Annotated in this window: 19 protein-coding genes and 1 pseudogene; 9 read left to right on the top strand and 11 right to left on the bottom strand. The window is 66.5% G+C overall.

The genetic code is table 11. From position 1 onward, the window contains the following. Window positions 1-17: 17 nt before the first annotated feature. Both ACIBG0_RS25985 and ACIBG0_RS25980 read right to left on the bottom strand, forming a co-directional pair. Window positions 18-1502 carry an NAD-dependent succinate-semialdehyde dehydrogenase gene (locus ACIBG0_RS25985; RefSeq protein WP_397035604.1) on the bottom strand — a complete coding sequence of 495 codons (1485 nt, stop codon included), beginning with the start codon at window positions 1500-1502 and terminating at the stop codon, window positions 18-20. 9 nt (window positions 1503-1511) lie between these two features. Next, window positions 1512-2492, bottom strand: a complete 981-nt coding sequence (locus ACIBG0_RS25980) for an ornithine cyclodeaminase family protein (protein ID WP_397035602.1) — start codon at window positions 2490-2492, stop codon at window positions 1512-1514. 138 nt (window positions 2493-2630) lie between these two features. On the opposite strand from ACIBG0_RS25980, the gene ACIBG0_RS25975 reads away from it, so the two are divergent. From ACIBG0_RS25975 to fdhD, 5 genes are all read left to right on the top strand, one after another. Then, window positions 2631-3320, top strand: coding sequence for a GntR family transcriptional regulator (locus tag ACIBG0_RS25975; RefSeq protein WP_397035600.1), 690 nt, complete (start codon window positions 2631-2633; stop codon window positions 3318-3320). A gap of 179 nt (window positions 3321-3499) precedes the next feature. Then, window positions 3500-4585 (top strand): S-(hydroxymethyl)mycothiol dehydrogenase, encoded by a 1086-nt coding sequence (locus ACIBG0_RS25970; protein WP_397035599.1) that lies wholly within the window; start codon window positions 3500-3502, stop codon window positions 4583-4585. Continuing rightward, window positions 4582-5214: an MBL fold metallo-hydrolase gene (locus ACIBG0_RS25965; protein WP_397035597.1), complete on the top strand. Its 633-nt coding sequence runs from the start codon at window positions 4582-4584 to the stop codon at window positions 5212-5214. Before ACIBG0_RS25970 ends, ACIBG0_RS25965 begins: the two co-directional genes overlap by 4 nt. Window positions 5215-5257: 43 nt before the next feature. Further along, window positions 5258-7573 (top strand): FdhF/YdeP family oxidoreductase, encoded by a 2316-nt coding sequence (locus tag ACIBG0_RS25960; RefSeq protein ID WP_397035858.1) that lies wholly within the window; start codon window positions 5258-5260, stop codon window positions 7571-7573. After that, the gene (fdhD, locus tag ACIBG0_RS25955) at window positions 7570-8403 is read left to right on the top strand and encodes a formate dehydrogenase accessory sulfurtransferase FdhD (protein WP_397035595.1); all 834 of its coding nucleotides are present in this window, start codon (window positions 7570-7572) and stop codon (window positions 8401-8403) included. The genes ACIBG0_RS25960 and fdhD overlap by 4 nt, the downstream gene beginning before the upstream one ends. A gap of 51 nt (window positions 8404-8454) precedes the next feature. On the opposite strand, the gene ACIBG0_RS25950 is transcribed toward fdhD, so the two are convergent. Then, window positions 8455-9381 (bottom strand): LysR substrate-binding domain-containing protein, encoded by a 927-nt coding sequence (locus ACIBG0_RS25950; RefSeq protein ID WP_397035593.1) that lies wholly within the window; start codon window positions 9379-9381, stop codon window positions 8455-8457. Window positions 9382-9481: 100 nt separating this feature from the next. Between ACIBG0_RS25950 and ACIBG0_RS25945 the strand changes: the two genes are divergently transcribed. From ACIBG0_RS25945 to ACIBG0_RS25935, 3 genes are read left to right on the top strand one after another with little or no spacing between them, the layout of a single operon-like run. Further along, window positions 9482-10660: a cytochrome P450 gene (locus ACIBG0_RS25945; protein ID WP_397035591.1), complete on the top strand. Its 1179-nt coding sequence runs from the start codon at window positions 9482-9484 to the stop codon at window positions 10658-10660. Next, complete coding sequence (locus ACIBG0_RS25940; protein ID WP_397035590.1) at window positions 10660-10995, top strand: non-heme iron oxygenase ferredoxin subunit; 336 nt, start codon at window positions 10660-10662, stop codon at window positions 10993-10995. Before ACIBG0_RS25945 ends, ACIBG0_RS25940 begins: the two co-directional genes overlap by 1 nt. Continuing rightward, the gene (locus tag ACIBG0_RS25935) at window positions 10992-12170 is read left to right on the top strand and encodes an NAD(P)/FAD-dependent oxidoreductase (RefSeq protein WP_397035588.1); all 1179 of its coding nucleotides are present in this window, start codon (window positions 10992-10994) and stop codon (window positions 12168-12170) included. Before ACIBG0_RS25940 ends, ACIBG0_RS25935 begins: the two co-directional genes overlap by 4 nt. A gap of 106 nt (window positions 12171-12276) precedes the next feature. Here ACIBG0_RS25935 and ACIBG0_RS25930 read toward each other — a convergent pair whose 3' ends face one another. Continuing rightward, a complete protein-coding gene (locus ACIBG0_RS25930; RefSeq protein WP_397035586.1) occupies window positions 12277-12744 on the bottom strand; it encodes a nitroreductase/quinone reductase family protein in 468 nt (155 codons plus the stop codon). A 72-nt stretch (window positions 12745-12816) separates the two neighbouring features. Further along, window positions 12817-13269: a MarR family winged helix-turn-helix transcriptional regulator gene (locus ACIBG0_RS25925; protein ID WP_397035584.1), complete on the bottom strand. Its 453-nt coding sequence runs from the start codon at window positions 13267-13269 to the stop codon at window positions 12817-12819. A gap of 88 nt (window positions 13270-13357) precedes the next feature. Here ACIBG0_RS25925 and ACIBG0_RS25920 point away from each other — a divergent pair, with 88 nt between their 5' ends. Further along, window positions 13358-13708 carry a DoxX family protein gene (locus ACIBG0_RS25920; protein ID WP_397035856.1) on the top strand — a complete coding sequence of 117 codons (351 nt, stop codon included), beginning with the start codon at window positions 13358-13360 and terminating at the stop codon, window positions 13706-13708. 24 nt (window positions 13709-13732) lie between these two features. Here ACIBG0_RS25920 and pabB read toward each other — a convergent pair. From pabB to ACIBG0_RS25890, 6 genes and pseudogenes are all read right to left on the bottom strand, one after another. Then, a pseudogene (gene pabB / locus ACIBG0_RS25915) lies at window positions 13733-14752 on the bottom strand (aminodeoxychorismate synthase component I); the annotation flags it as partial. Window positions 14753-14871: 119 nt separating this feature from the next. After that, window positions 14872-15741: a bifunctional methylenetetrahydrofolate dehydrogenase/methenyltetrahydrofolate cyclohydrolase FolD gene (gene folD, locus ACIBG0_RS25910; RefSeq protein ID WP_397035582.1), complete on the bottom strand. Its 870-nt coding sequence runs from the start codon at window positions 15739-15741 to the stop codon at window positions 14872-14874. A gap of 9 nt (window positions 15742-15750) precedes the next feature. Beyond that, complete coding sequence (locus ACIBG0_RS25905; protein ID WP_397035580.1) at window positions 15751-16617, bottom strand: methylenetetrahydrofolate reductase; 867 nt, start codon at window positions 16615-16617, stop codon at window positions 15751-15753. Beyond that, window positions 16614-17519 (bottom strand): formyltetrahydrofolate deformylase, encoded by a 906-nt coding sequence (gene purU, locus ACIBG0_RS25900; RefSeq protein ID WP_397035578.1) that lies wholly within the window; start codon window positions 17517-17519, stop codon window positions 16614-16616. The genes ACIBG0_RS25905 and purU overlap by 4 nt, the downstream gene beginning before the upstream one ends. Before the next feature lie 103 nt (window positions 17520-17622). Beyond that, the gene (locus ACIBG0_RS25895; protein ID WP_397035576.1) at window positions 17623-19002 is read right to left on the bottom strand and encodes a hypothetical protein; all 1380 of its coding nucleotides are present in this window, start codon (window positions 19000-19002) and stop codon (window positions 17623-17625) included. A gap of 224 nt (window positions 19003-19226) precedes the next feature. Beyond that, window positions 19227-20417, bottom strand: coding sequence for a cytochrome P450 (locus ACIBG0_RS25890; protein WP_397035574.1), 1191 nt, complete (start codon window positions 20415-20417; stop codon window positions 19227-19229). Window positions 20418-20450 lie beyond the last annotated feature (33 nt).

The following is a 20450-nucleotide window of genomic DNA, read 5'->3' as shown; positions in this document are numbered from 1 at the left end:
TACTCGAGCGGCTGCGCTCAGAGCGCTCCGCTGCCCGCCCATGCCAGGTACTTCATCTCCAGGTATTCATCGATGCCGTAGATCGATCCCTCCCGGCCCAGGCCGGACTGCTTGATGCCGCCGAAGGGCGCGGTCTCGTTCGAGATCAAGCCGGTGTTGATGCCCACCATGCCGGCCTCCAGGTTCGCCGCAACGCGCCAGACCCGCTCCGCATCGCGACTGAAAAGGTAAGCGGCCAAGCCGAATTCGGTGTCGTTCGCCTGCCGGATCACCTCGGCCTCGTCGGTGAACGGGATCAGCGGGGTGATCGGGCCGAAGGTCTCCTCGCGGGTGATCTTCATACTCGCGGCGACATCGGCCAATACGGTCGGCTGATAGAACAGGTCGCCGCGCTCATGCCTCGCGCCGCCGCAGACCACCCGCGCACCGTGCTCGACGGCGTCGGAGACGTGTTCCTCGACCTTGGCGAGCGCCGCACCATCGATCAGGGGTCCTTGTGCGACACCGGGTTCGAAACCGTCGCCGACCGTCAGCTCGGCGACTCGCTCGGCCAGCAGCGCGGTGAAGCGTTCGTAGATACCCGACTGCACATACACCCGATTCGCGCTGATGCACGCCTGGCCGGTGTTGCGGTACTTCGCGGCCAGCACGCCCGCGACGGCGGCCTCGAGGTCCGCGTCGTCGAAGACGATCGCCGGCGCGTTTCCGCCCAGCTCCATCGACACCTTCTTGACGGTCGCCGCCGACTGTTCCAGCAGCAGTCGTCCCACCTCGGTCGACCCGGTGAAACTCACCTTGCGGACCAGCGGATTGCCGGTGAGTTCCGGGCCGATCTCGCGTGCCTCGCCGACCACCACATTGAAGACGCCGGCGGGCACGCCGGCACGCCGGGCCAGCTCCGCCAGTGCCAGCGCCGTCAGCGGGGTCTGCTCGGCGGGCTTGACCACCATCGTGCAGCCTGCGGCCAGCGCCGGCGCGGCCTTGCGGGTGATCATCGCGGCGGGGAAGTTCCACGGTGTGATCGCGACGCAGACACCAACGGGTTCCTTGAGTACCAGCACCCGGTTCGCGGCATCCGGAGCCGGGAAGATGTCACCGCGCACCCGTTTGGCCTCTTCGGAGAACCACTCGAGGAACGATGCGGCATAAGCGATCTCGCCCCGCGCCTCGGACAACGGCTTGCCCTCTTCGATGACGATCAGCCAGGCCAGGTCCTCGGTGTGCTCGGTCACGAGGTCGAACCACCGCCGCAGAATCCGGGAGCGTTCTTTGGCGGCCAACGCCCGCCACCCGGGCAGCGCCCGATGCGCGGCATCGATGGCGCCCGCCACCTGTGCCCGGCTCAAGGACGGCAGCTCGGCCAATTGTTCTCCAGTCGAAGGGTTTTCGACGAAAAAGCTGCCGGAGTCACCGTGCTCGACCCATTCGCCGTCGATGAACGCCGCACTGCGGGACAGCAGGACGTCGGCGAGCATCGGCTGATCGGTCAGAGGAATTGCCATGGTGCGTCCTTACTTTCGAACGGGCTGGATGTGGATCGGCAGTTCCGACCCGAGCCCCGTGGTGCGGGCGGCCTCCGCGCACATGGCGGCGACGGCCAGATCCTGCACCGCGGAGCCCACGGACTTGTACACGACGATCTGTTCCGCGGTCGTGCGACCGGGATGCCGTCTGGAGACGAGATCCGACAGCGCGGCGATCCGGTCGGTGACGTCGACCCCGGCCGCGGCCGCGGCGATGAGGTCGCCGCTGTCGTGCAGCACTTCCTGAAGTACGTCCGCGATGAGGACATCCGCGCGCGCGATCACCTCAGGATCGACTTCGCGCTGTTCGCGCACGGTGGAGCCGATGGAGACGACCGTCGTGCCCGGCTGGAGCCACGCACCGAGCAGGATCGGCGACTCGTCATAGGAACGCGCCGCGCAGATCACCAGATTCGCGCCCGCCACGGCCGCCTGCGGCGACTCGGACGCGATGATCGAGGTATTCAGATCCGCCAATTCCGCGGCGAAGCGGGCTCGGCTCTCCGCGCGGGGGCTGAACACGTGCACGGCCTCGAGGTCGCGGACAGCGGCGAGTGCGCGCACGTGCTTCTTTGCCTCGAAGCCGGAGCCGATGACGCCAACGGTCACCGGTCCGGGCACGGCCAGCAGGTCGGCCGCCAGGGCGGAGGTGGCCGCGGTGCGGAAACCGGTGATCGAGTTGCCGTCGAGCAGCGCCACGAGCTCCGCGGTGTGCTGATCGAACAGGGAAATCAGGTAGGAGAACTGGCGCACGCCGATCGCACCGGCGATGGTCTTCAAGCCCATCAGCGCGCCGCTGCCCGGCACGCCGCTCATGGTCCGCAACATAGAGGTGCCGCCGCGTGCGATCGTCCGCTCCGGAAATCGCGATTCCTCGGACGCCGCCCCGTACGCCTCCCGCAGTGCGGCGATGGCGGGTTTCCAGTCGAAGACTGATTGCACTGTGGCGTCATCCAGTAGGAGCGTCAATCGTCTCCCCTTCCTCTCCGAGCGGTATCGATACTAAACGGATCGTATCGGATTAGGATGTGACGCACCATAGGGTTGGACATTGGATATTGGATCCGCCGGTAATCCGCGCCGGCGACAGCACAGGGAGTGGTGAGTATGGATTCGATCCACCGACGGGTCGCGGACAAGGTCTGCGATCGACTGCGCGACCGGATCATCGGCGGCGACCTCAGTCCCGGTGACCGCATCGATCCGACCGAGGTCGCCACCTCCCTCGGTGTCAGCCGCACCCCGGTCCGTGAGGCACTGCTGCAACTGGAGGCGCAAGGACTAATCGAACGACTCCCTTACCGAGGCGTGGTGGTGACCGGCGTAGATCCGGCCGAGGCGGAGGACATCGCAGTGCTGCGCATCCACCTGGAGACGTTCGCGACCCGCCTCGCGGTGCCGCGGCTGCGCCCGGCGGATCTGGACCGCATGCGCGCGGCCAACGAGAAACTGGCCAGGGCGATGGCCGACCCGACTGCCGCGCAGAACTCCTTCGGACCGTTCAACCGCGCGTTCCATCAGGCGCTGTACCAGGCAGGCGGTTCCAAGACGCTGTCGCGCCTGACGAGTGACATGGCGGCGCGGGCCGAGCGCATTCGCATGCACTTCGACGTCCGGCGGGGCAATGCCGTCGCCGAACACGAGCGCATCCTGACCGCGTGCGTGGCGGGCGACGTCGAAGAGGCTGTGGCAGCCACCCGCGATCATCTGCTCGCGGTCCACCTGCGGGTAATGCCGGACGACTACCGGATTCCGCCAGGTTCGGCTCTCGAGGCCACACTGCTCGAAAACGGTTGAAAATCTTGTAAAACGAAACGATTCGTATAGGATGAGTCACGCGCGAGTCGGCCCGCCAAAGGGATAGGGATCACCCTCCACCCGGCCAGGTCCGCGAACGGATCGCCGGAGTCAGCCTCGCTGTCCAAGCATGCCCATGAACGCATGGCTCGATCTATTCAACGGAGGAACAGCCAGTTATGCCGCAGCAGGTCCGTGGAATCATCGCCCGCAAGCCGGGCGCACCGGTCGAATTGACCGATATCATCGTCCCCGATCCCGGGCCGGGCGAGGTCGTCGTCGCCGTCGCCGCGTGCGGCGTGTGCCATACCGACCTCACCTACCGAGAGGGCGGCATCAACGACGAGTTCCCGTTCCTGCTCGGACACGAGGCCGCGGGCACCGTCGAAAGTGTCGGCGCGGGAGTCGAATCCGTCGAGATCGGCGATTTCGTCATCCTGAACTGGCGGGCCGTGTGCGGCAGCTGCCGGGCCTGCCGGCGGGGCCGCCCGCAGTACTGTTTCGACACCTTCAACGCCACCCAGAAGATGACGTTGACCGACGGCACGGAGCTGACCCCGGCGCTCGGCATCGGCGCGTTCGCCGATAAGACCCTCGTCCACGCGGGCCAGTGCACCAAGGTCGACTCCACCGCCGATCCGGCGGTCGCCGGACTCATCGGCTGCGGCGTCATGGCCGGGCTGGGAGCGGCGGTGAACACCGGGAACGTCGGCCGCGGTGACTCGGTGGCTGTGATCGGGTGTGGCGGTGTCGGCGATGCCGCCATCGTTGGCGCCCGGCTGGCCGGCGCGTCCACGATCATCGCCGTGGATCGCGACGAGCGGAAACTGGCCTGGGCCACCGACCTCGGCGCCACCCACACCGTCAATGCCACCACCACCGATACCGTCGCCGCCGTCCAGGAACTCACCGGCGGCTTCGGCGCCGACGTGGTCATCGATGCGGTGGGCCGCCCGGAAACCTGGAAGCAGGCGTTCTATGCTCGCGATCTGGCCGGCACGGTGGTGCTGGTGGGTGTGCCCACCCCGCAGATGCGGCTCGATATGCCGTTGATCGACTTCTTCTCCCGCGGCGGCGCGCTCAAATCCTCCTGGTACGGCGACTGCCTGCCCGACCGCGACTTCCCGATGCTGATCGACCTCTACCGGCAGGGGCGCCTGCCCTTGGACAAGTTCGTCAGCGAGCGCATCGCCCTCGATGACGTGGAGCGTGCCTTCCACACCATGCATGAAGGCAAGGTGCTGCGGTCGGTGGTCGTGCTGTGAGTGGGCGGCTCCGCGTCGAACGGGTGGTGACTTCCGGAGTCTTCGAACTCGATGGCGGCACTTGGGAAGTCGACAACAATGTCTGGGTCATCGGCGACGACGATGAGGTCGTCGTCGTGGACGCGGCCCATGACGCCGAACCCATCCTGGAGGCCATCAGCGACCGCGATGTCATCGCCGTCGTGTGCACCCATGGGCACAACGATCACGTCACCTTCGCCCCGCAACTCGCCGAATACGCCTACGCGCCCGTCCTGCTGCACCCCGGCGACGATCCGCTCTGGCAGCTGACCCATCCGGGCGAGCCCTACTGGCCGCTGCACGACCAACAGCGCATCGGCATCGCAGGGACCGAGATTCACGTCCTGCACGCACCGGGCCATTCCCCGGGATCGGTGTGCCTGCACCTGCCCGAAGCCGACACATTGTTCTCCGGCGACACGCTGTTCTCCGGTGGACCGGGGGCGACGGGGCGATCGTTCTCCGATTTCCCCACCATCATCGGGTCCATCCGCGATCGCCTGCTCACGCTCCCGGAGCACACCCGCGTCTACACCGGCCACGGCGACGGCACGACCATCGGCACCGAAGCGCCCCACCTGTCGGAGTGGATCGCCCGCGGGTACTGACCTCCCAGTGTTCTTCCCATTTCGTAAGAGAGTGATTCCAGCCATGCACCGCAGCGCGCCGGTACGAGACACCGACGAGTCCGAACTCTCGGTCACCGCCCCCAAAACCCAGGCGGCGGGCGTGACCGCGGTGACGGTGGCCTTGAACCACGCGGTCGGAGAGATGGGCGTGCTTCGCACGGCGCGGACGCTGGCGCGCGTCAATCAACGGCACGGCTTCGACTGCCCGGGCTGCGCGTGGCCGGAGCCGGCCGGGCATCGCCGCCCGGCCGAGTTCTGCGAGAACGGGGCGAAGGCCGTCGCGGAAGAGGCGACAGTGCGGACCGTCGGACCGGAGTTTTTCGCCCGGCATTCGGTGCGGGAGTTGGCCGACAAGTCCGGGTACTGGCTCGGCCAACAGGGTCGGCTGACCCATCCGATGGTCTTGTGGCCCGGCGGGACTCACTACTCCCCCATCGACTGGGCGGATGCCTACCGATTGATCGCGGTCGCGTTGCGCGGCCTCTCCTGCCCCGATGAGGCGCTGTTCTATACGTCGGGCCGCACCGCCAACGAGACCGCGTTCCTGTATCAACTGCTGGCGCGCAGCTTCGGCACCAACAACCTGCCCGACTGCTCGAACATGTGCCATGAGTCCTCGGGCACCGCGCTGACCGGATCCATTGGTATCGGCAAGGGCTCGGTGTCGATCGACGATTTCGAGAAGGCCGATCTGATCGTGGTGGCGGGCCAGAATCCCGGCACCAACCACCCACGCATGCTGTCCGCGCTACAGCGGGCGAAGGCAGCGGGGGCGAAGATCATCGCGATCAATCCGCTGCCCGAGACGGGCCTGATCGGCTTCCGCGACCCGCAGACGGTCAAGGGCCTCACCACCGGAGTCCAGATCGCCGACGACTTCCTCCAGATCCGCCTCGGCGGCGATATGGCGCTGTTCCAGGGGCTGGGAAAACTGCTGTTCGAGGCCGAGGATAGCGCACCCGGCACGGTGGTCGACCGGGAGTTCGTGGACCGGCACGCCGCGGGCTTCGAGGCTTACGAAAAGCACATGCGCGCAGTGGATCTCGCCCTCGTCGAGGAAGCGACCGGCCTGACTCGCGAACAGCTCGAACGCACCGCCGCCCGGCTCGCCGGTTCGAAGGCGACCATTCTGTGCTGGGCGATGGGACTGACCCAGCAGCGCCACGGTGTCGCCACCATCGAGGAGGGCACGAACCTGCTGTTGGCGCGCGGCATGATCGGCAAACCGGGTGCGGGCGTGTGCCCGGTCCGCGGGCATTCGAACGTGCAGGGCGACCGCACCATGGGCATCTGGGAGAAGATGCCCGAAACTTTCCTCGCCGCACTGGATTCCGAATTCGGGATCACCAGTCCCCGCAAGCACGGTCATGACGCCGTCGACGCCATTCGCGCCATGCGGGACGGACACGCCAAGGTGTTCTTCGGCATGGGCGGGAACTTCGTCTCCGCCGCTCCTGACACCGACACCACCGAGTCCGCGCTGCGCAACTGCGAGTTGACCGTGCACGTCTCGACCAAACTCAATCGCAGCCACGTCGTGCACGGCACGATGGCGCTGATCCTGCCCACCCTCGGCCGCAGCGATCTCGACCTCTCCCCCGCCGGAACCAAACAGCAAGTGTCGGTGGAGGATTCGATGTCAATGGTGCACCTGTCCACCGGACGGCTGCGGCCGGTGAGCGAGCACCTGCGCAGCGAGGTCGCCATCGTCTGCGAACTCGCGCAAGAGCTCTTCGGCCCCGGCCATCCGGTGCCGTGGAACGAATTCCGGCATGACTACGACGCCATTCGCGATGCCATCGCCCGCGTGGTGCCCGGCTGCGTCGACTACAACGAGCGGGTGCGCCACCGCGACGGCTTCCAGCTACCCCACCCGCCCCGCGACGCCCGCGAATTCCACACCACCACCGGCAAAGCCAATTTCGCGGTCAACGATCTGCACTGGCTGCCGGTCCCGCAGGGCCGGCTCATCCTGCAAACCCTGCGCAGCCACGACCAGTACAACACCACCATCTACGGACTCGACGACCGTTACCGCGGAATCCACCAGGGGCGCAAGGTCGTCATGGTGCACCCGGACGATATCGCCGGCCTCGGTTTCGCCGAAGACGATCTTGTCGACCTGGTGTCGGAGTGGACCGACGGCATCGAACGCCGGGTTACCGGCTTCCGGCTGGTCCCCTACCCCACTCCCCGTGGCAATGTCGCCGCCTACTACCCCGAAACCAACCCGCTCGTCCCACTCGACCACGTCGCCGAACGCTCCAACACGCCGGTCTCCAAGGCTGTCACGATCCGTCTGGAACCAGCATCGTCCCCGGCCGGAGCGCAGCCATGAGCAAGGTGACCGCACGCCGCAGAATGGTGCGGGTGACCGCGACCGGGGAAATCCGTCGCCCCGATACCTTGGCGGTCGAAGAACCCCTGGAAATGCGCATCGGTGGCGAGTCACTGAACGTCACCATGCGAACCCCGGGCAACGACATCGACCTGGTCCACGGATTCCTGTACAGCGAGAACATCATCCAATCCGTCGACGACATCGTCTCCGCGCGATATTGCGCCGGAACCGATGCCGACGGGCAGAACACCTACAACGTCCTCGATATCCAGCTACGTCGGCCGCGACCGCTGCCGAAGCGCCGGTTTATCACCAACAGCGCCTGCGGACTGTGCGGCAAGACCACGGTCGACGACGTCCGGATCCGAAGCCGATTCCGGCCCGGATACGGCGATTTCACGATCGACTCCGACGTGCTGTCCACCTTGCCCGACGAATTACGCTCCCAGCAGCAGGTGTTCGCCGCGACCGGCGGATTGCACGCCGCCGGTCTGTTCACCGCCGACGGCACGGCCCTGGTGGTCAGGGAAGATGTCGGGCGACACAACGCGGTGGACAAGGTTATCGGCTGGGCCGTGCGCGAAAACCGGGTTCCCACAGCGGATCTCGCTCTTATCGTGAGCAGCCGCGCCTCGTTCGAGCTGGTACAAAAGGCCGTGATGGCGGGTATTCCCATGCTGGGCGCGGTCTCGGCCCCCAGCTCACTGGCGGTGGATCTGGCCGCCGAGGCCGGGCTCACGCTCGTCGGCTTCCTGCGCGGCGACACCATGAATATCTATACCGATGTGCATCGCATAGCCCTGCGCCCGATCGCCGCAGCCTTGTAATTCATCACCGGCGCATAGTCCGATGCCACGGCGAGCGTCGGCCGCCGTGACTCATATTCGAGCAGGTACCGGGCCGGCGCGCAGCAGTTCACGAGCCATGTCCGCGAAGGCCCGCGCACGCCGGGTCATTCGCGCAGTGGAGTTCATGACGAGTAGAACGTCGACCGGCGGCCCCATTCCGTCGAGATCGACCGACGCGACCGCACTGCCGTCGTAGCTGCGCTCGGTCCCGGGCCGGTGCAGCAGCACCGCCCAGCCCATACCGCGGCCGACAAAAGTGCGCACGGTCTCGACGCTTCTGGTCCGGTAGCGGATATCAGGCGTAAGGCCGGCCTCGGCGATCCGGCCGGTGAAGAACTCCAGGCTGGGCGGCATATCGATCATCACCATCGGCTCGTCTATCAGGTCGGACAGCGCGACGGTGCGCCGCGCGGCGAATCGATGTCCGGCCGACAGCACCGCGTAGGGGGCGCACGAATACAACGGCTGGGTCGTGACATCGCTGCCCAAACCGATGTCGTACATGATCGCCAGATCACACAGGCCGTCGGCGAGCCGCCGCTGCAGGCCTTCGACGGTGTCCTCGACGAGGTCGATCTCCAGTTCCGGATAGCGGACCGGCACCTCCTCGAGAATTCTGCCCATCACGAACGGGGTGATCGTCGGAAAGCAGCCGACGGCGAGCCGACCCGAGATATCCCCTCCGATGGTGCGCACCGCGCTTTCGAGTTCACCCACATGGCCCAGCACCTGCCTGGCATCGACGAGCAACTGCCGTCCCGCGGCCGTCAGCGCGGGCGCTTTGGCGGGTCGGCGGACCAGAACTTGTACGCCGAGCGCTTTCTCGAGCTGACTGATGGCCAATGACACTGCGGTCTGCGAAACGTGGAACTCCGCAGCCGCCGCGCTCAATGTTCCGCGTTCGACGGTGGCCACGAAAAATTCGAGTTGGCGCAAGGTGACGTCGAGCGACTTCATAAGAATAACTTAGAGCAAATGCCCGATATATGTGCTTTTCATAGGAGATGGCGCGGATCACACTCATGAGGTGCAACACCCTCGATGAGGAGGAATCCCGGTGCCGACACCGCAAATCGCTCTCGACCTCGACGCCATGATGGTCGACCCCTTTCCCACCTTCGCCGCCCTGCGCGAGTCCGACCGTTGGACCTGGTCCGAAACCATGAAAATGTGGCTGGTCAGCCGCTTCGAGGACGTCGTCTTCGTGGACTCGCATCCGGAGATCTTCTCCACCGAGATCCCCGGCGCGCTGCTCACCCGCACCCTCGGGCAGACCATGATCCGCAGCGAAGGAGATCTGCACCGCCGCCTCCGGGGCGCCGGTGACGAGCCGCTGAAGCGCCGCTCGATCCAGCGCGCCTGGCCCGAGGTCATCGACGACCTCGCCCGGTGCTATCTCGAGCCACTGCGCGGTCGCGGAAGCGCCGATCTGGCGACCGATTTCGCCAACGGCTTCACCGGGGCATGCCTGCGGGAGGTGCTCGGTCTCCTGGACGCCACGCCCGAGGACATCCACCGCTGGTCCGACGCCTATATCGGCGGTTTCATCAACAACACCGACGATCCCGAGGTCTGGAAGGTCGTCGAGGACGCACGCGCCGAGAACACGGAGGTGGTCCGGCTGGCCATCGAACGGGTGCGCCGCGAGCCCGACGCCACGGTTGTCTCGGCCATGGCCCACGCCAGCCCGGACGCACCACTGTCCCTCGAGGAGATCGCGGCCAATATCCAGCTCATGATCGCCGGCGGTTTCAACGACGCCCGCGACGCGATCGCCACCCTGCCGTGGCTGCTGATGACCCACCCCGAGACCCGCCAGCGGGTTCGCGAGGACAGCGCGGCATTCGAGCGCGCCATCGACGAATCCGTGCGGTGGCTGACACCGGTCGGCAGTTACCCGCGCCGCTTGATCCAGGACTTCTCCGGTCCCGCAGCGGATTTGAAGGCCGGTGACACCGTCCTGGTGCTGGCCATGGCTGCCGATTACGACGACCGGAAGTTCGCCGATCCCGAGAAGTTCGACATCGACCGCCCCGGACTCGAGGATCACCTCGGCTTCTCCGTCGGTGCGCACTTCTGCCTCGGCAGCCATCTGGTGCGCGCGATGATGCGCGCCGCCGTGCCTCGGATCCTGGACCTGCCCGGTATCCGGCCGGCCGCCAAGCCGCGGTTCGTCGGCTGGCAGTTCCGTGGACCGGCGTCCGTGCCGGTGCAGTTCGATCAGACGGAGAAGTAATGAGCGACACCATGATTCGAATCAAACTCTGCGACCGCGCGGACGTTCCGGCGAACGGCATCATCCGCGTGACCGACGTGCCGGGGATCGACATTCCCCTCGCGGTGGCCGACTCCGATGGCGAGATCTTCTGTATCGCCGACACCTGTAGCCATCAGACGGCCTCGTTGTCGGACGGCTGGATCGAGGACGGCTGCGTCGAGTGCCCGCTGCACGAATCACGCTTCGATCTGGCGACCGGGTCGCCCGATGTACCCCCGGCCCGTACACCGATCGCCACGTTCCCGGTGGTGGTCGAGAATGGCCAAGTCTTCCTCGTGGAGGCGCGATCATGACCCACATCGCCGTGGTCGGCGCATCGCTGGCCGGCCTGCGCGCCGCCGAAACCCTGCGCGCGGAGGGATTCGACGGCGAGTTGACGATCATCGGGGCCGAACCCCATCCTCCCTACGATCGTCCACCGCTGTCCAAGGACTTCTTGCTCGGCAAGATCGAGACCGCTGATATCGCGTTGGCGGACAACGCCGCCCGCGATGCCCTCGAAGCACGCTGGCTGCTCGGCCGGGCGGCAACCAGCCTGCGCCAGGGCGAGGTGACCGTCGACGACGGTGAAACCCTGACCGCCGACGGCATCGTCATCGCCACCGGCGCGCGCGCCCGCCGCATTCCGATGGGCGGCGAACTCACCGGAATCCACGTCCTGCGCACCCTCGACGATGCCGTATCGCTGCGGCGGGAACTGGCGTCCGCGCAGCAGGTGGTGATCGTCGGCGCCGGCTTCATCGGTGCCGAAGTCGCCTCCACCGCAGCCACTCTCGGCAAACGGGTAACCATTGTCGAAGCCGCGGAACAGCCCTTCCACAGGCACCTCGGCCCAGTGGCCGCCGACCTGCTGCGCCGGACGATGAGCGACCACACCGTCGCGATCCGAACCGGCCGCACCGTCACCGAATTCGGTGGTGCACAGCGGGTTTCGACTGTCGTGCTGGACGACGGCACCCGGCTGCCCACCGACCTGGTGCTCGTCGGAATCGGCGCGATCCCCAATACCGAGTGGCTCGAGGGATCCGGTGTGCATTGCGACAACGGTGTGCTGACCGACGCCTGGGGCCGGACGAATGTGGCCGGCGTGGTCGCCGCCGGCGATGTGGCGCGCTTCCAGCGCGGCGACCGGCAGATCCGAGTCGAGCACTGGACTGCGGCCTCGGGCATGGCGGCCACCGTGGCGCGGGCGCTGCTCGCTCACCTCACGAGTGGAGCGCCCTGCGCCCCGCATGTCGATCCGCCCTACTTCTGGTCCGACCAGTTCGGCCACCGGATCCAGATGGTCGGCCGCATCCGGGCTGATCTTCCGGTCGATATTGTCGAGGGGGCCATCGACGACGCTCGGTTCGTCGCCGTCCAGCGCCGCGACGACGCAGTCACCGCCGTGCTGGGCTGGAGCATGCCTCGCGAATTCACACAGTGGCGGCGGCGGAACAACGATTCCCTCCGGGCAGCCGCCCACTGACGCAAACGCGCGGGTGAGAACGTACTGCGCGCACGGACCGCGGAATAGACTTGGACTACCCCATATCGACCACTTCCGCCACCGACTCGGCGCATGCCGAATCGATTCAGACAGTTCGGGGTTTCAAGCGTATGACCGGCAGTTGACGGTCGGTCTGCTCTTGGATCTTCGCGAAACTGGGTACCGCAGCGGTGATCATCTGCCATGCTTCGGCGCGCTCGGCGCCGTGCAGCTGCTCGGCGGTCACCGCGAGCTTGCGGCCGGCGACGTCCACGGACACCCTGGCCGGATTCGCGGCGAGGTTGTAGTACCACGCGGGGTTGTTCTTCACCGGCCCGCCCGCCGTGGCGAGAATCAGCCAGCCACCGTTCTCATCGGGGTATCCGGCGACCGGAGTGGCGCGTTCGGCTCCGGTCCTGCGGCCGACGGTCGTCAGCACAAGCCCGTCCATACCACCGATGAATTTGCCGCCCCGGCGCGCCCACTTGGCGGCGAGTCCGTTGATCAATCTGTGCAGTGGTCCCGCCTTGGGTTGGGGCCTGCCGCGGGTTCCGTTGCGCGAGTCGAAGCTCATAAGACCTCCTGGATCGTTGCCCGCGGGCACTGATGCTGTTGTCCCACAGCGCTTTCGGGGAACGGTATGTGCTCAGCAAGCATCGTCGGCGCGGGTATCCGCGGCGACGAACTCGGAACCCTCCGTGACCTTCGCGAGGAGACCCACCAGGGTTTCGATCTCACCGGGCGTTAGTGCGGCGAAGAAGCTCTCCTCCGCAACGGTCAGGTCCTCGGCAATTCGCTTGGCGATATCGACTCCCGCCGGAAGCAGGGTGACGATATGGCGGCGGCGGTCGGCCGGATCGCGGCGGCGTTCGGCCAGGCCCATCTCCTCGAGTTGATTGAGGATCGCCACGACGATGCTCGGGTCACAGCCGAGCGCCGCCTGCAGCGCCTTCTGACTGAGCGGGCCGAGCTCGGCGAGGACGCTGAGCGCGCGACTGGACCCCTGTTTGAGTCCGTAGGCGCTGAACACCTCGTGTATCCGGGCCATGGCCTGCTGGCCGGCGAACGCGAGGTACATGCTCGGCCTATCACTGATCATCACAGAATTGTAGCATCGGCTCAACTATAGAATATAATCAATAATTTGAGCTTTATATCATTGATTATCTCAATCATTGGAGATTTACATGTTCGTCGCCTACGTGCATCATCGCCGCACTCGTGTCGGCTCTGCTGTTGTTCTCCGCCGGAGGCAAACTCACCAAACAGCAGCAACTCGTCGACCAGATGCTCGCGCTGCGGGTCCGCTCGGCATCCTGCCGTTCCTGGGCGCGGCGCAGATCGCCGGTGCGCTCGGCCTGATCATCGGCATCTGGTTCGCGCCGCTCGCCATCGCCGCCACGATTGGCGTCGCGCTGTACTTCGTCGGCGCGGTCGGTGCGCATCTTCGTGTCGGCGACAATGTGGGCACGCTCCCGGCGGCCGTGCTCGTCGTCGTCTCGGGCGTCCTCATCGGCTTGCGTGCCGCCGTGCTCTGACGGACCACGCGGCAGGATCCGGGCCTTGGTGATCAGCTCCCGATACTCGAGGTCCGGGTCGGAGTCCCAGGTGATGCCGCCGCCCGCCCCATAGGAACACCGCCCGGATTGCCGGTCCAGTTCGGCCGTCCGGATCGCCACGGAGAATCGGGCCGAGTCCGGACCGACGACGCCGATGGCGCCGCAATACACACCACGCGGACCCGGTTCGAGCGTTCGGATGATGTCCATGGCGGCGCGCTTGGGCGCACCCGTCACCGAGCCGCACGGGAACAGCGCGCGAAATATGTCGGTCAGCCCGACTCCCGGCGCCAGCTCGGCCGTGACCTCGGATGTCAGCTGATGGACGGTCTCGTACAGTTCGTGCCGGAACAGCGACGTCACCCGGACGGTTCCCAGGGCGGCGATGCGGCCGAGATCATTGCGAATGAGATCGACGATCATCAGGTTCTCCGCGCGTTCCTTGGCACTGGCCCGCAGCGCTGTCACCAGCGCCTCGTCCTCTTCGGCGGTGCGCCCCCGGGCAGCGGTGCCCTTCATCGGCCGCATCCGGATTCGGTGGCCGTCGGTCTCGAAGAACAGCTCCGGACTCGCGCTCGCGACAATCCGGCCACCGGTGTCGAGATAGGCGTTGTACGCGCCGTTCTGGGCTCGGGCGAGATGCGCGTACAGCCCCAGCGGCTCACCGCGTACCGGCGCGGTGAGCCGGCTGGTGAGGTTGACCTGATAGGTGTCGCCCGCGGCGATGCGAGCGCGTACGGCCGCGACGGCGGCGCCGTGCTCCGAGTCGCTCCACGCCGGCTGCCAGCGCCCCGCGCCGAAGGTCGTGGCGGGGCTGGATCCGACTACCGGCACCTCGACCGGCGCGTCGCTCATCCCGAACCAGGCGAGGGGCAGGTCCGCGGCCGGGGCGTGGACAGGTAGTGCTGGGTCGAGCCCTGCGGCGGCCTCGTAGCTGACGAACCCGAAGGCCCACGCCCCCGACGCGGTGGCCCGGCGCACTTCGTCGAGCACCGGCGCGACGTGCGCGGGCGAGGTGGCCATGATCGTGTTGCGGGCGGCCGGGAACAGCAGGGCCTTTCCAGTACGCAGGTCGTCGAAACGCGCCCACGGACCGCTGGAAGGCGGTGCTGAACGGGCAGCGGAATCTCGGGCCGCGACCGTCACGCGGAGACGAGTACGGGATCCTGTTGCCACCGCGCTGCTTCCAGCGTGTTGCGCAACAGCATGGCGATCGTCATCGGGCCCACTCCGCCGGGGACCGGCGTCACCAGGCTCGCCGTCTCCGCCACTTCGTCGAACCGGACGTCCCCGCGCAAGCCGTCCGCGGTGCGGTGAATACCGACGTCCACCACCACCGCATCGGCACGCACGGCATCGCCACCGATCAGCCCCGGCACCCCGGCAGCCACGATCACCACGTCGGCGCGACCGACGACCTGGGCCAGCTCCCGGGTGCGGGAGTGGCACATGGTGACAGTCGCGTTGCGCGCCAACAGAAGTTGCGCCATCGGACGCCCGACGAGGACCGACCGCCCGACCACGACCACCTCCGCACCGGCGAGCGGAACCTCGTACTCGTCGAGCAGCCGCATGACCCCCGCCGGCGTACACGGGCGCAGTCCGGGCCGGCTCTGGGCGAGCAATCCGGCGTTCTCGACCGTCAGCCCGTCCACATCCTTCTCGCGTGGAATCCGCGCGACGAGGGCCTCGGCATCGAGATGGCCCGGAACCGGCAACTGCAACAGGATTCCGCTGACCTCGGAGTCGGCGGCGAGTTCGTCGAGGACGTCCTCGACGTTCCGCTGTGTGCTTTCCGCCGGGAGCCGCCGGTGGAAGTCCCGCATCCCCGCCGACACGCAGGCACGACGCTTGTTGCGGACGTAGACCTCCGATGCCGGGTCCTCGCCGATCAGGACGGTGGCCAGGCCCGGAGCCCGGCCGCCGCCAGCGATGAAGTCCGCGACTTCCCGCGTTACCTCCTCGCGGACTCGGCGAGCGATCTCCTTGCCGTCGATGAGCTTGGCGGTCATGTATCTCCTTCAGACTCGGGCGAGAAAACCGTCGATCCATTCGGCGGTGGTCCGCAGTCCACCAAAGGTGTAGAAATGCAGTCCGACTCGGCCATGGTTCGCCGGATCGATCCGCTCGGCGAGTTCACGGATGAAGCGCTCCGGGCCCGCGGTGCCGAGCAGGTTTGTCACCGACAGCCCGTACTTCTTGGCGATGGTTGCGCTGGATCCGACCCCGAGCCGGCTCGCCATGGTGAGCAGGCGCCGCACTCCGGCGGGTCCCGGCACGCCGACGCGGATCGGTAGCGTCACATCGCGTGCGCGGGTCTGTTCGATCCAGTCGATGACGGCGTCGACATCGAATCCGAACTGCGTGATGACTTCGCCGGACAGATTGTGCTCGGTGAGCGCGGCGGCCTTCTTCTCGAGCGCCGCCCACAGTTCACCGGTGGGTATGGCGGGGTGGGCTTCCGGATATCCGGCGATGCCCACCTGCCGCACACCGTGCTGCTCGAGCAGTCCCGACTCGATGATCGTCAGGGTGTCCGGGTAGGGCCCCTCGGGGCGAGCCGGGTCGCCACCGATGACGAATAGGCTTTCCGCCGTGCCGTCCGCACGCAGCGCCGAGAGAAATTCGACCAGAGCGTGCTCGTCCGGTAACCGGCGAGCCGCGATATGCGGCACCGGCGTGAAACCCGTTCTCTTCGCGGCCAGTGCGGCGCCCCGGCGCAATTCGAGATTCTCATTGGCCAGATAGGTCACGTTGATGCGGGTCCCGGCAGGCAGGAGAGCGCGCGCTGTGTCCAATTCCGGCACATCCTTGCCGGTTATCTCCAGGGAACAATCAGCAAGAATGTCGTAGGACACGGGTTCGGCCTTCTTTCCGGCGGAATTCATGAAGCGAAGACGATCGTGGAATTGCCATTGCGCAGCACTCGGTCCTCGCAATGCCAGGCGACCGCCCTGGACAGCACCAGCCGTTCGACATCGGCGCCGCGCTGCGTCAGTTCGGCCGTGGTCGCGGTGTGACTCACCCGCACCACGTCCTGCTCGATAATCGGCCCCTCGTCGAGATCCTCGGTGACGTAATGCGCTGTCGCGCCGATGAGTTTCACGCCGCGTTCCTTGGCTTTCCGATACGGCCCCGCGCCGATGAACGCGGGCAGGAACGAGTGGTGAATATTGATCATCGGCACGCCGACGTCGCGGATGAAATCCGCGGAGATGATCTGCATGTACCGCGCGAGAACGATGAGATCGACGTTGCCCTGGAGCAGCCGCAGATGTTCGGCCTCGGCGGCCTTCTTGTCTCCGTTGCGGATCGGGACGCAGAAGAAGGGAATGCCGAATTGCCGCACCTCATCGGCGAGGTCGGGGTGGTTGGAAATCACCATCTGCACCGATATCGGCAACTCGCCCCGGCGGTGCCGCCACAATAGGTCCAGCAGGCAGTGGTCGGTCTTGGAGGCGAAGATGGCGACCCGCTTGGGCTGCGAGCTGTCGATCAGTCGCCAGTCGAGTCCGAGATCGTTTCCGATCACTCGTTCGAGTGACGCTTCCAGGTCGGGACGCACGAGCCGGAAATCCGGAACCTGAAATACGGTGCGCTGAAAGAACTGCCCGCCGTGCGGGTCGGTCGAATACTGGTCCAGCGAAACGATATTCGCACCGGCGTCGGCCAGCACGGACGAAATCGCGGAAACGATTCCCTCCCGGTCGCGGCCGTGGATGACCAACCGGCCTTCTTCCGCGCTGTAATCCGATGCGACGGTCGCTTTTTCAGGGGCGGCTAGGGTCATGGGACGTTGCTTTCCTCGGTCCGATAGTTGGTGGGCTGGCCCGAAGGTCCGAGACCGCGTGCACCAGAGGTGGTCTCGGATCAACAGGGACAGGCTCCAAAGGTCAGACTGTCGCGGTCCGATAGGTGGTGCGCGCGTGCTCGGCCAACGGGGCCGGCTGCACGGTGGCGCGAATGGTGACCTGGACGTGTTCCTCGACCTGCAGCTTGTTCGAGTTGGGTGCTTCGCCCCAAACCAGGGTGACCTCGGTCCCCGGCTCGGCGTGAGCGCTGTCGACTACCGCGAGCGACAGGACGGCCTTTTCGTTCGCGGAGTAGCCGGTGTAGGCCGAGATCCCGATCTCCTGGCCGCCGGCGAGGACCTTGTCGAACTGGAAGGTGGCATACAGCGGCATCGGCAGGTTCAGGACCTTCGCACCGACACCCGGCTGGAACGTGATGGCGACGGCGCGCGCGACATCCTCACCGTTCCACACCAGCGTCACCTTCTTGCGGCGCTTGTCGCGGCCCTCGGTGACCATCTTCTCCAGCGCCTCGCGCCCGATGAAGTCGTGGTCGAACTTCACCACGCGCCCGTAGTCGAGGTCGTACGGCGTGAGGTAGTAGTCCTCCACCCGCGCGCCGGAGAAGCTGCCGCCCAGGCTGGTCACGACCGGCTTGCCGGTGGCCTCCAGCCACTTCCGGTATTCGGCCAGCAGTTCGTCGTCGGAGTAGATGGCCGGCATCGGGCGGGCGAGCCAGCCCGATTCGAGCGCATTGGTCAGGTAGGCCAGGCCGCCCACCCGGCGCATGCCGAACTCGGTGCCGGCCTCGAGCAGGGCCGCCAGCACGGCGTTGTTGTCCTCCCATGGACCGAACAGCTCGTAGCCGGGCTCACCTGCCATACCGTGGCGCAGCGCCCGGACCTGCTTGCCGGCGATGGTCAGGTGACCCATGCCGAAGAACTTCAGCTTCGGCGGCTCGGCCCCGAGCGCCTTCGCCATCACGTCGAAGGCCTTCGGCCCCTGGACCTGGTAGCGGTAGAACTCCGGATTCCCTTGGCGGACATAGGAGTTGTCGTCGCGCCGCACCTTCACATCGAAGCTGCGGGTGTCGGCGTGGAAGTTGATCCAGTCCACCGACGGCGGGCCGCCGACGACGCGGAACTCGTCCTCGGCGAGGTGGAAGACGATGCTGTCGCCGATGACGTATCCGTCGCGGTTCACAGCGACGAACTGCTTGGCCGTGTCGACGGGGAATTTCGTGAAGTCGTTGACGCCGATCGAACTCAGCAGCGCCACGACATCCGGACCCTGCAGGTTCAGATCGGTCATATGGTGCGACTGGTCGTACAGACACACACTGTCCCGCCAGGAGCGCTGCTCGTCGACCCAGTTGGAGTACTCCGCGGGCAGGCGCGGCATCGCGAACGGCGGATGCTGGGCATTGCGGAGGATGTCGATGATTCCGCCGGCCTTGATGACTTCTTCGATGTTGTGCGCCATGCACTGTCCTTTCGTACCGAACGAATTGGACCGAGGTGAAGTGAGAGTGGCCCGATGGCTTGACCACCAGCTCAGATGTGGTGGGCCTGGGGCCGACGCGCAGAGCCGCGCCTTACAAAACGATCCGTTTCGTCTCGAACTATAACCATGTTAGTTGAGTCACGTCAACGATATGGTTGTATAAATGATTGACCAGGAAAGACGTTTGACAGGAGCGGGGCGGATCAGGCCGTGGTCACGGTCACGGGCAGCGCGGACAAGCCGCGCAACACGTTGTTGTAGTGGCGAACCGGAGTCCCGGCATGGAGGTGGGTAACCCTGCGCAGCAGCGCGTTCAGAACCGCCTCGCCCTCGATGGTCGCCAAGGCCTGCCCCGCGCAGCCGTGCAGCCCATAGCCGAAGCCGAGGTGGTCGCTGTTCGCGCGGGTGATGTCGAAGCGGTCGGCATCGGCCCACTTGCGTTCATCCCGGTTGGCCGAGCCGTAAAGGACCGCCAGGCGTGTCCCGGCCGACAGGTCGATGCCCTCGAGGGTCACGCCCGTCCGCACGGTACGTCCGAAGACCTGCACCGGGGATTCGTAGCGCAGCACCTCGCGCAACGCCTGTGGAACCAGCGCCGGGTCGGCTCGCAGCGCCTGCCACTGGTCGGGGTTCTCGGCGAACAGCCACACCGCGTGGGCGAGCGCGTGCACCGTCGTATCCATGCCCGCGGCGATATAGGCCAGCACCACGAAGGGCGCGGCCTCCGCTGGAATCCGCCCGGCATCGGCGGCCTCGTAGACCGCGCGGCCGATACTGCCTTCGGCCAGCACGTCGCGGGTCACGGTGACCATCACGTAGGCCGTCAGCGTGTCCAGGACCGGGAGCGACGTCCGAGTGCGGGCGTTGTCGGGGCCGAATGTGTTGAAGTTCGCGTCGAGCAGCGGCAACAGATCCGCACGCCCCTGCTCCGGTAGCCCGATCAGATCACCGACGATGTCGACCGGGAAGCGGTGAGCGAGTTCGGTCACCGCGTCGAAGGAGCCTTTCCCGACCAGTCGATCGATGAGTTCGTCAGCGCGCCGAGCGATTTCGGGCCGCAGCGCGCGCACGGCGCGCGGCGCCAGCCGTTCGGCCATCACCCCGCGCATCTGATCGTGCCAGGGCGGATCGGCGCGAATGACGCCCCGATCGCTGATGAACTCCTTCGCCGCCTCGTTGAGCGCGATATCGGCCGACGAGAACGACTTCCAGTCCCCCAGCACCTGGCGAGCCTGCTCGTAGCGCGGAACCGCATACGCGTCGATCCGGTCCAGATAGACGAGCGGGCCCGCATCGCGCAGCGCACGGTAGACCTCGTAGGGAGCCTCCATCACCTCCTCGGAGAACAGGTCGACGTCGGACCGCGGGACGGAAGCGGAAGTGGGAGCGGACATCATAAGATCCTTTTGATAGGGGCCCGGGTTGGG

It is taken from the genome of Nocardia sp. NPDC050630 (assembly GCF_044457245.1).
GTDB lineage: Bacteria > Actinomycetota > Actinomycetes > Mycobacteriales > Mycobacteriaceae > Nocardia.
This window is presented reverse-complemented; position numbering and strand designations above follow the sequence as displayed.